Origin of the sequence: Streptomyces capoamus, from assembly GCF_014654935.1 — a bacterium.
Classification (GTDB): domain Bacteria; phylum Actinomycetota; class Actinomycetes; order Streptomycetales; family Streptomycetaceae; genus Streptomyces; species Streptomyces capoamus.
On the sequence record NZ_BNBF01000022.1, the window covers coordinates 112,123 to 121,486 of the forward strand.

The following is a 9,364-nucleotide window of genomic DNA, read 5'->3' on the forward strand; positions in this document are numbered from 1 at the left end:
GGCGTGTCAGGCCCGGCGGCGCGCCGGGGGACGGGCGGCGGCGTGTCTGGACCGGCCGCGCGCCGGGGGACCGCGGCGGGGCGCTAGGGCCGGCGGCGTGGCGGAACCGGCGCGTGTCAGGACCGGCCTCGTGTCAGAACCGGCTGCGCGCCGGTACCGGCGGGATGCCGGGACCGGCGCGCCACAATCGCGCCGCGCGCCGGAATCGCGGCGCGCGCCAGGGCCTCAGCGGCCCCGCGGGCCGCCCTTCGGCAGCTTCATGCCCTTGGGCATCGGGCCCTTCGGCAGCGGCATGTTGCTCATCAGGTCGCCCAGGGCCCGCAGCCGGTCGTTGGTGGCCGTGACCTGGGGGCCGGTGAGCACGCGCGGGAGCTTCAGCATGGTGGTGCGCAGCTTCTTCAGCTCGACCTGGCCCTCGCCGCTGCCGACGATCAGGTCGTGCACCGGCACGTCCGCGACGATGCGGTTCATCTTCTTCTTCTCGGCGGCCAGCAGGGTCTTCACCCGGTTCGGGTTGCCCTCGGCGACGAGCACGATGCCGGCCTTGCCGACGGCCCGGTGCACCACGTCCTGGCTGCGGTTCATCGTCACCGCCGGAGTGGTCGTCCAGCCCCGGCCGATGTTGTCCAGCACGGCCGCGGCGGCGCCCGGCTGACCCTCCATCTGGCCGAACGCGGCCCGCTCGGCCCGGCGGCCGAACACGATCGCCGTCGCCAGCAGGGCGATCAGCAGACCGAAGATGCCCAGATAGACCGGGTGGCCGACCAGGAAGCCGATCGCGAGGAAGACACCGAGGGTGCCGATGCCGACGGCCGCGAGTACGAGGCCGATCGTCTTGTCGGCCTTGCGGGTCATCTTGTATGTGAGGGCGATCTGCTTCAGTCGCCCTGCGTTCGCGGCATCCGCCGCGGTTTCCTTCCTCGCCATGCCACGAAGTCTACGTGTCCCCGGGACCGCGGACGACGGCAGTGTCCGGCAGGCGGGATCAGGAGCGGCCGGCGGCGGCCTGGTCCAGGAACCGCTGGGCCTCGACCCGGTCCTTGGCGCGGCGGCGGTCCTCCAGGACGGAGGTCCAGGCGTTGCGCCGGGCGGTGCGCTGGCCGCCGCTCATGAGCAGGGACTCGACGGCGCGCAGGGCGTCGGTGAAGGTCGGGATGGCGGTGGCGCGTACGGGTGCGGCCTGCATGATCGAGGTCCCCCCTCAGAGCGGTGGAGGTACGGGGTGTGATACCAGAGTCACTGATTGGTGTTACCAGGGCGTGTCCGACCGGTCAAACGCCCATGAAGCCCTGACGGTGGGCGTGCGAACACGGACGCGGCCCCGGCGCCCGCCCTCATCTGCGAGGACGGCCGGGACCGCGTCGTCCCGGCCATTACTGGCCGGTAATAGCTTGTGCGGGAATTCACACGCTCGGCTCACACCGCTCGGCTCACACCGCCTGGCCGGCGACGAGCGCGCCCCGCTTCTCGATCGCCATCTGGTACAGGCGTCCGGCGCGGTACGACGACCGCACCAGCGGGCCGGACATCACACCGGCGAAGCCGATCTGCTCGGCCTCCTCCTTCAGCTCCACGAACTCCTGCGGCTTCACCCAGCGCTCGACCGGGTGGTGCCGCACGGAGGGGCGCAGGTACTGGGTGATGGTGATCAGCTCGCAGCCCGCCTCGTGCAGCTGCCTGAGCGCCTCGCTGACCTCCTCGCGGGTCTCGCCCATGCCGAGGATCAGGTTGGACTTGGTGACCAGGCCGACGTCGCGGGCCTCGGTGATGACCTTCAGGGAGCGCTCGTAGCGGAAGCCGGGGCGGATCCGCTTGAAGATCCGGGGGACCGTCTCGACGTTGTGCGCGAAGACCTCGGGCCGGGCGGAGAAGACCTCGGCCAGCTGCTCGGGGACGGCGTTGAAGTCGGGGGCGAGCAGCTCCACCTTCGTCCGGCCGCCCTCGCGGTCCGCGGTCTGCCGGTGGATCTGGCGCACGGTCTCGGCGTACAGCCAGGCGCCGCCGTCCTCCAGGTCGTCGCGGGCGACGCCGGTGATGGTGGCGTAGTTCAGGTCCATGGTGACCACGGACTCGCCCACGCGGCGGGGCTCGTCGCGGTCCAGCGCCTCGGGCTTGCCGGTGTCGATCTGGCAGAAGTCGCAGCGCCGGGTGCACTGGTCGCCGCCGATGAGGAAGGTCGCCTCGCGGTCCTCCCAGCACTCGTAGATGTTCGGGCAGCCGGCTTCCTGGCAGACCGTGTGCAGGCCCTCGCTCTTCACGAGCTTCTGCATCGCGGTGTACTCGGGGCCCATTTTCGCCCGGGTCTTGATCCACTCGGGCTTGCGCTCGATGGGGGTCTGGCTGTTGCGGACCTCCAGGCGCAGCATCTTGCGTCCGTCGGGTGCGACTGCGGACACGACCGGCTCCCTGTGACTTCGATTCTTCGGCGTACACCAGGGTACGCCCGTGCTCTGTGCGCCCTGCCGCCGAGGCCAACCCCGCAGTCGCAGGGCGCATTCCCCCGGTGGACGATCAGGCGGACGCCGTCTCGACCACCCGCGGCTTCAGGTCCGCGTTCTCCAGGACGTCCTTCAGGTGCTTCTCGACCACCGGCAGGACCTCCTCGATCGTGATGTCCCGGCCCAGCTCGTTGGCGAGCGAGGTGACCCCCGCGTCCCGGATGCCGCACGGGATGATCCGGTCGAACCAGGCGTTGTCCGGGTTCACGTTGAAGGAGAAGCCGTGCATCGTGACGCCCTTGGCGACCCGGATGCCGATCGCGGCGATCTTGCGGTCCTCGCGCCGCTGGCCCGCGTTGGAGGGGGCGTACTCGGGGCCGTTGAGCCGCGGGTCGAACTCCTCGTCGGTGAGCCGGGGGTCGAAGTCCAGGGAGAGTCCCCCGAGCGCCGGCCGCCGCTCGACGGGGTCGCCGAGCACCCAGACACCGCTGCGGCCCTCGACCCGGGTGGTCTCCAGGCCGAACTCGGCGCAGGAGCGGATGACCGCCTCCTCCAGCCGCCGTACGTGCGCGACCACGTCCACCGGGCGGGGGAGCTTCTGGATCGGGTAGCCCACCAGCTGGCCCGGGCCGTGCCAGGTGATCTTGCCGCCGCGGTCCACGTCGATGACCGGGGTGCCGTCCAGCGGGCGCTCGCTGTCCTCGGTGCGCCGGCCGGCCGTGTACACCGGGGGGTGCTCCAGGAGGAGGACGGTGTCCGGGACCTCGTCGGCGAACCGGGCCGCGTGCACCCGGCGCTGCTCGTCCCAGGCCTCCTGGTACTCGACGGCATCCGCGCCGAACCCCATGCGGACGAACCGCAACTCACTCACGGCAAGCGCCTCCCTCAGCGACCGGTGTGTCAGGCACGTGACGCGCCCTCGCCACTGTACGTCCGACCGGAGTACGTCAGCCCGGCGGGCGTTCCTCACACGATCGGATGAATGCCCCGCGAAGTATGCAACCGTCTGCTCACTCTCCGCTACATTCGCGCCGTTCGTGAGGCCATAAGGGCTGCTCAAAGGCAATCCGGGCACAGCAAAGGCCCGGAAGGCAGGAGACCGCACCGCAGATGACGGACCGACCCGCGCAGCGCACCCCCAACCGCCAGCTCGCCGCGCTCATCGCAGAAGCGGGGTTCTCCAACGCGGGTCTGGCCCGTCGCGTCGACCAGCTCGGCCTCGAGCACGGGCTGGACCTCAGATACGACAAGACCTCGGTCACCCGCTGGCTGCGCGGACAGCAGCCGCGCGGTACGACCCCCGCCCTCATCGCCGAGGTGTTCACACGCCGGCTGGGACGCCGGCTCACCGCCCAGGACCTGGGCCTGGACGCCTGCGCGCCGGTCTACGCCGGGCTGGAGTTCGCGGCCACCCCGGAGGAGGCCGTCGACATCGTCAGCGGGCTGTGGCGCAAGGACTCCGGCAGCCACGCCGAGCTGCGCAAGATCGCCTTCACTCCGGCAGGGCTCGTCGTGCCCAGCCGGGACTGGCTGATCGGCAAGGCCGACGACCGGGTGGCCCGCGAACCGGCACCCCGGGTGCCGTCGCAGGGCCGGCCCGGTGCGGCCAGGCCCCAGCCGCCGCTCGCGCCCCGGCCGCGCGGACAGGGCGAGCGCGCTCCCGGGCACCGGGTCGGCAGCGGCGACATCGCCGCGCTGCACTCGGTCGGCGAGCTGTTCCGCACGCTCGACGACCGGTTCGGCGGCGGCCACGCCCGGCAGGCCCTGGTGCGCTACCTGGAGCACGAGTGCGAGCCGATGCTCCGCGGCAGCTACGACGAGCAGACCGGCCGCCGCCTGTTCGCCGCCGCCGCGGACCTGACCCGGCTCGCGGGCTGGACCTCGTACGACATCGCCGCGCACGGGCTCGCCCAGCGGTACTTCGTGCAGGCCCTGCGGCTCGCGCAGGCCGCCGGCGACCGGGCCTACGGCTCCTACGTCCTGGTCACGATGAGCCGGCAGGCCGTCTACCTCGGCCACGGCCGCGAGGCGGTGCAGCTGGCCCGGGTCGCCCAGCAGGGCGTCGGCACGGGCGCGCCGCCGGTCGTCCAGGCGCTGCTGCACGCGTCGGAGGCACGGGCGCACGGGGTCCTCGGCGAGGTGCGGGCGTGCACCGCGGCGCTGGTGCGGGCCGAGCGCGCCCTGGAGGCGGCCCGGCCCGGCGACGAGGTGCCGTACTGGGCGGTGTTCTTCGACGAGGCGCAGCTCGCCGACGAGTTCGGGCACTGCCACCGGGACCTGCAGCAGTTCCGGGCCGCCGCGCAGCACGCCGAGCGGGCCCTGCAGCTGCGGGCGCCCGCCTACGCCCGCAGCCGCCTGTTCTGCCGGGTCGTCCTCGCCACCGCCCGGCTGGGCCTCGGTGAACTCGACCAGGCGTGCGCGATCGCCGCGGAGGCCGCCGGGCAGGCCGCGGAGATGCGGTCGGCCCGCGCCGTGGAGTACGTGAAGGAGTTCGAGCGGCGACTGGAGCCCTATCGGGACGCGGCACCGGTGCGGGTGTACCGGGAGAAGGTGGCGGCGTTGGGGTAGTGCCGGCGCGGGGGCGGGCGGCCGCCGGGTTCCGCGCCGTCGTGGTCGTCCGCGCGGTTCCCCGCGCCTACGCCGCCCTCGGCAGCGTGGGGGCCGGGTCCGCGCTGTGCAGCGAACCCGTCGCGCCCAGGTCCGCCAGGATCGCGGACGCGGCGCGGTGGGCCGAGTGCAGGGCGCCCTGCACCGTACTGGTGTCCCGGTGGTCGCCGCAGACGTAGAGGCCCGCCAGGAGGCGTACCGGGCGGCGCAGGTCGTGCGGGGGACGCATGGCGGGGACCGCCTCGGGGGTGTGGTGCACGGCCAGCGTCTCCCAGCGGCGCGTGGAGGTGCCGTAGAGGCGGGAGAGGTGGATGCGGACCGCCGTGTCCACTCCGTCCGGCGGGGGGCCCAGCACCGTCGACGAGATCAGCACGCGGCCGGCCGGCGCCCGGCTCGGGTCCACGGTGCTGAGCACGGCGGTGTGCGCCACCGGTCCGCCCCGGTCGGCGTCCAGCAGCAGCGAACCGCCCGTCGGGAAGGCCGCCGCCGGGTCGTCCGTGGTGTGGTGGACGACCGTCACCGGGTGGAAGTCCGGCACCCGCAGCCCCGGCAGCAGCGCGGCCGCGGCCCGCGCGTCGGTCGCCAGCAGCACCGCCCGGCAGCGGACCTCGCCGTGCTCGGCGGTGGTCACCGAGGTCGTGGACACCGAGGTGACCCGCACCCCGGTGTGCACGGTGCCCGCCGGCAGGGTCCGGGCCAGCAGCTCCGGCAGCGCCTCCGCCCCGCCCTCCGGCACGCACAGCCGCCCGCTCGCGAAGGCGTGCAGCGCCAGGTCGGCGCACCTGCTGGAGGTGGTCAGCCCCGGGTCGCACAGCAGCGCGGCGAGGAGCGGGCGCAGGAAGCCGTCGATGGTGCGGACCGGCACCCCGCGCTGGGCGAGCGCCTGTGCGGCCGGCAGCTCGGGGCGCGCCAGGACGCGGTCGACGGGGGTCGCCGCGATCCGGCCGAGCGCGGCGCCCAGCCGGGCCTGGTCCACCGCGCCGCCCACCGGCGCGCCGGGCGCGGCCGCCGTACCCCTGGGGGCGCCGGCGAGGGCGCGCACCACATGAAGCGCATCGCGCGCACCGCGTGTGCTGCGGGCACCGCGCGCGCCCCGTGCGCCCCCCGCGCTCCCGCCGGCCGCCGGCGCTCCCGCGCGCTGGGTGCGGCCGTCGCGGTGCAGCAGGACGCCCGGCGCGAAGCGGCGCAGGGCCAGGCCGTCCAGGCCCGGGGTCAGGCGGAGTTCGGGATAGGACGTGGACAGCAGCTGTCCGATGCGGTCGAGCCGGAAGCCGTCGACCTTCTCGGTCGACATGCGGCCCCCCACGCAGGGGGCGGCCTCCAGGACCGCGGTGGTGATTCCTGCACTGGTCAGCCGATGAGCCGCCGAGAGGCCGGCGATTCCGGCTCCCACGATGACGACGTCCACCTGGTACGCGGGCTCAAGCACGAGGCCCCTCCTGTGGTTGCGCGACCGGTGGAGACGTGATGCCCCCAACAGGCGCAAGGAATACCCGAGTTCGGGTCGAGGGTAGGGGCCTGATCGGTCAGGAACAGTCGCGCATCAACAGGGCACGGTCGCATAGAGGTCGCATGTGGTCACTTTCGTTCGCGGGTGTTGTCAGCCGGCTCACAGGGCCGCACGAATCGCTTCCTCGATGCCCGGAAACGCGAACCGGAACCCCGACTCCAGCAACCGCTTCGGCACCACCCGCTGGCTGCCCAGCACGTCCCCGGCCATCTCCCCGAGCGCCGCGCGCAGCACCGGAGCGGGCACCGCGAACACCGCGGGCCGGCGCAGCACCCGCCCCATCGCCGCCGTGATCTCAGCGTTCCTGAGCGGCTGCGGAGCGGTCAGGTTGACCGGTCCGGACAGGTCGTCGTGGTCGATCAGGTGCCGGAGCGCCGCGACCTCGTCGTGCAGCGCGATGTACGACCAGTACTGCCGTCCGTCGCCCAGCCGCCCCCCGAGCCCCGCCCGGAACAGCGGGAACAGCCGCCCCCAGGCCCCGCCGTCCCGGGCCACCACCAGCCCGGTCCGCGCGAGCACCGTCCGCACACCCGCCTCCCGCGCGGGCGCCGCCGCCCCCTCCCACTCCACGCACAGCCCGGCCAGGAAGCCGTCACCCGGCGGCGCGTCCTCGTCCACCACCCGGTCGCCCGTGTCGCCGTAGAAGCCGATCGCGCTGCCGTTCACGAACACCCGGGGCGGGCGCGGCAGCCCGGCCACCGCCTCGGCCAGCGCGGCCGTGCCCCGCACCCGGCTGTCCCGGAGCGACCGCTTGTACTCCGGAGTCCAGCGCCGGTCGCCCACCCCGGCCGCGGCCAGGTTGACCACGGCGTCGCATCCGGTCAGCCCGGCCGCGTCGACGTGCCCCCGCTCCGGGTCCCAGCGCACCTCGTCCGCCGCCCGGGGCGGCCGGCGCACCAGCCGGACCACCTCGTGCCCGTCCGCGGTCAGGGACCGCACCAGAGCGCTGCCGATGAGACCGGACGCGCCGGCCACCGCGATACGTGAACGTTCCATGGCCCCAGCATGACCGTTCGGCCGGTCGGAAAACCGGTGGGGCACCCGGACGGCCCGCCGTAGGGTGACCGTCATGCCCGCGCCGCACATACGCACCGCCCGGCCCGCCGACGAGGAGGACCTGGCCGTCCTCGACCGGGCCACCTGGTCCACCCTGCACGCGGTGGCCCCCCGCCCGCAGCCGCCCTACCCGCCGTTCTTCGACGAGCGGCACCGCCCCGAGGACTTCCTCGTCGCCGAGGCCGGCGGACGCCTGCTCGGCTACATCCGCCTCGTCCCGCCGACCCCGCTCCCCTCCAACGCGCACGTCCTGGCCGTCCAGGGGTTCGCCGTCGCCGAGGAGGCCCGCGGGCGGGGCGTCGGGCGCGCCCTGATCAGGGCAGCCGTCGCCGAGGCGCGCCGGCGCGGTGCCCGGCGCCTCACCCTGCGGGTGCTCGGGCACAACACCCCCGCCCGGGCGCTGTACGCGTCCGAGGGGTTCGCCGTCGAGGGCGTACTGCCGCAGGAGTTCCTCATCGACGGCCGCTACGTCGACGACGTGTGCATGGGCCGCGCCCTGTAGGCGGGGCGGCCCGGCGCGCGCCGGGCTAGGCTCTGTCGTTTGGATCAGGCCGGCTGAAACGTGCGGCGCCTTCCAACGCCCCGAGCGGGGTCTGGTGCGTGCAGCTGCAAGGCGGAGGAGGGCGACAACGCGGAGCGTTGGCAACTGACGACAACGCCGCAGATGCGCGTGCCAGACCCCGCGACGCCGGGTTGATCCAAACGACAGGGCCTAGGAGTCCACCAGATGGCCCGTGTCCACCCGCGCCGTCGCCGTGGCCGCGCGCCCGGCGTCGCCCGCCACCTCGTCCGCCGTCAGCGCGTACCCCGTCTCGGCGTCCGAGGTGGACCGGGCGAAGACCACCCCGAAGACCCTGCCGTCCGTGGTCAGCAGCGGGCCGCCGGAGTTGCCCGGCCGGACCGTGGAGCGCACCGAGTAGATCTCCCGGGTGACCGTGCGGTCGTTGTAGATGTTCTGGCCGGTCGCCCGCACCCGGTTCCCCACGGTCGCCGCCTGCAGGTCCAGCGCCCCGTCCTGCGGATAGCCCGCCACCACCGCCGCGTCCCCGCGCACGGCACCCGGGTCGAACCGCAGCACCGGCGCGCGCAGCCCCGGCACGTACAGCACCGCCACGTCCCGGTCCGGGTCGAACAGCACCACCCGCGCCCGGTACGACGGCCCCACCCCGCCCACCCGCACGCCCGGGTCGTCGATGCCGGCCACCACGTGCGCGTTGGTCATCACCCGCTGCGGCGCGTACACGAACCCGCTGCCCTCACGGCCCTCCACGCCCGCGGCGCCCTCGACCTTCACCGAACTCCGCTTGGCGGCGCTCGTCGCGGCCGGGGTGACGCTGTCCCCGGTCGGCCGGGCCACCCGGGCCGTCGACTCGTTCTCGAAGGGGTTGAAGACCTGCGGGAAGCCCGCCTCGGCCAGCGCGGACGTGGCCCGCGCGAACCACGCCGGCGTGGTCTGCGGCATCGCCTCCTGCACCGCGCCCAGCAGCGCCGAGTTCCGTATCGCCGTCGACAGGGGCTGCGCCGGTGCCGCGCTCAGCACGCTCGCCGCCACCCAGGCCACGATCAGCACCGCGACGGAGTTCGCCGCGGCACCCCCCAGCCCGTCCGCCACCCGCAGCGGACCCCGGTCCAGCTCCCCGCGCAGCCGCAGCGCCAGCCGGCCCGCCAGCTCGTGCCCCACCACCGCCGGCACCAGCACCGTCAGCACCGCGAGCACCGTCGCCGTCGACCCACCCCGCTCCACCTGGCCCGT

9 protein-coding genes are annotated in these 9,364 nt (G+C 74.3%); 2 read left to right on the forward strand and 7 right to left on the reverse strand.

Going from position 1 to position 9,364, the window contains the following annotated elements; genetic code table 11:
- Positions 1 to 225 precede the first annotated feature (225 nt).
- From IE312_RS29450 to lipB, 4 genes are all read right to left on the reverse strand, one after another.
- Positions 226 to 927 carry a DUF4191 domain-containing protein gene (locus IE312_RS29450; protein ID WP_189985329.1) on the reverse strand — a complete coding sequence of 234 codons (702 nt, stop codon included), beginning with the start codon at positions 925 to 927 and terminating at the stop codon, positions 226 to 228.
- Positions 928 to 985: 58 nt separating this feature from the next.
- On the reverse strand, positions 986 to 1,186 hold the full coding sequence (locus tag IE312_RS29455; RefSeq protein WP_189985330.1) for an SCO2195 family GlnR-regulated protein: 201 nt from the start codon (positions 1,184 to 1,186) through the stop codon (positions 986 to 988).
- Between the two features lie 244 nt (positions 1,187 to 1,430).
- Positions 1,431 to 2,396 (reverse strand): lipoyl synthase, encoded by a 966-nt coding sequence (gene lipA, locus IE312_RS29460; RefSeq protein WP_189985331.1) that lies wholly within the window; start codon positions 2,394 to 2,396, stop codon positions 1,431 to 1,433.
- Positions 2,397 to 2,511: 115 nt separating this feature from the next.
- Positions 2,512 to 3,309 (reverse strand): lipoyl(octanoyl) transferase LipB, encoded by a 798-nt coding sequence (gene lipB, locus IE312_RS29465; protein WP_189985332.1) that lies wholly within the window; start codon positions 3,307 to 3,309, stop codon positions 2,512 to 2,514.
- Between the two features lie 239 nt (positions 3,310 to 3,548).
- On the opposite strand from lipB, the gene IE312_RS29470 reads away from it, so the two are divergent.
- On the forward strand, positions 3,549 to 5,006 hold the full coding sequence (locus IE312_RS29470; RefSeq protein ID WP_189985333.1) for an NsdA family TPR-like regulatory protein: 1,458 nt from the start codon (positions 3,549 to 3,551) through the stop codon (positions 5,004 to 5,006).
- A 67-nt stretch (positions 5,007 to 5,073) separates the two neighbouring features.
- On the opposite strand, the gene IE312_RS29475 is transcribed toward IE312_RS29470, so the two are convergent.
- The gene (locus IE312_RS29475) at positions 5,074 to 6,474 is read right to left on the reverse strand and encodes an NAD(P)/FAD-dependent oxidoreductase (protein ID WP_189985334.1); all 1,401 of its coding nucleotides are present in this window, start codon (positions 6,472 to 6,474) and stop codon (positions 5,074 to 5,076) included.
- Between the two features lie 180 nt (positions 6,475 to 6,654).
- Positions 6,655 to 7,551 carry a TIGR01777 family oxidoreductase gene (locus IE312_RS29480; protein WP_189985335.1) on the reverse strand — a complete coding sequence of 299 codons (897 nt, stop codon included), beginning with the start codon at positions 7,549 to 7,551 and terminating at the stop codon, positions 6,655 to 6,657.
- Between the two features lie 73 nt (positions 7,552 to 7,624).
- On the opposite strand from IE312_RS29480, the gene IE312_RS29485 reads away from it, so the two are divergent.
- Positions 7,625 to 8,113, forward strand: coding sequence for a GNAT family N-acetyltransferase (locus IE312_RS29485; protein WP_189985336.1), 489 nt, complete (start codon positions 7,625 to 7,627; stop codon positions 8,111 to 8,113).
- Between the two features lie 210 nt (positions 8,114 to 8,323).
- Here IE312_RS29485 and IE312_RS29490 read toward each other — a convergent pair.
- A partial coding sequence (locus IE312_RS29490; protein WP_229900572.1) for a MarP family serine protease occupies positions 8,324 to 9,364 on the reverse strand: 1,041 nt, incomplete at its 5' end.